The following is a 1,095-nucleotide window of genomic DNA, read 5'->3' as shown; positions in this document are numbered from 1 at the left end:
CCTACAAGGAAACCGTCACCAGCATCGCTGCCATCTGGAACAAACCGACAAGAAGCAAAACGTCGCTCCCGCCGGGCAGTAAACGCGCCTTGGCACACCAACACACACAAACACGCAGGGAAGAATCGTAATGGCTCACATAGGAGATCTGGTATCGGAAATGCTGGCGCAATATGGCGTGGAGCTCATATTCGGCATGCCCGGCGGCCAGACGACAGCGTTGCATGACGGCATCTCTCGCCGTACCGACCGAATTCGTCATATTTTGATGCGCGACGAGCGCAATGCGGCATATGCGGCTGACGCTTATGCGCGTTTGACCGGGAAGCCCGGTGTTTGCGATGTGACAGTCGGTCCGGGAGCCAATCTGCTCTCCGCTGGATTTGTAGAAGCCCTGAATGCCTCCATTCCAATGATTGGCATTGTCGGTGAATTGCCGCTCGACTGGCTGCCGCTTAAAGACAAAGGAATTGCCTCCCAAGGCTTTGACCAGCTGACTTTCTTCAAATCCATTTCGAAGGAAGCTTGGCTGGTTCCATCCGTGACAGCGCTGCCCGAACTGATCCGGACAGCGTTTCGCACAGCCACGTCACCGCGCCAAGGTCCGGTTGCGTTGATCATACCACACGACATATTCGATGCAGAATGGGATGAAAAGAAAATCAAGATTGCAATCGACGATCGAGCGATCCGTGCGCCCTACCTACGCTCGGCGCCGCCTGCGGGTCCGATCCAAGAGGCTATTAGCCTTATTCGCAGGGCCAAACGGCCGGCACTGGTGTGCGGCGGAGGCGTACATGGATCGGACGCAACCATGGATGTTGGTGTTTTCGCAGAAAAACTCCAAGGCCTCGTAGTCACCAGTTTGACGGGCCGCGGCGCAGTGGCAGAGACACTGCCATACGCCGCTGGCGCATTGAATCCGCTTGGTTCCTGGGCAGCTATCGAGCTGATCAAAGAGGCCGATCTTGTGATCTGGTGCGGCTCGAAGGCCAGCCAGAATACCGCGATGAACTGGACATTGCCTCTTCCAGAACAGGCTACAATCACCATAGATGCTGACCCATTGGAGCATGGACGAACGTTCCGTCCGAC

Annotated in this window: 1 protein-coding gene; it reads left to right on the top strand. The window is 56.3% G+C overall.

Annotated features, from left to right (window positions below):
• Positions 1 to 130 precede the first annotated feature (130 nt).
• Positions 131 to 1,095 (top strand): thiamine pyrophosphate-binding protein (locus ACXJ5O_RS27930; protein WP_457302749.1); only part of this gene is annotated, 965 nt, incomplete at its 3' end.

Source organism: Phyllobacterium sp. P5_D12 (genome assembly GCF_054049495.1).
This window is presented reverse-complemented; position numbering and strand designations above follow the sequence as displayed.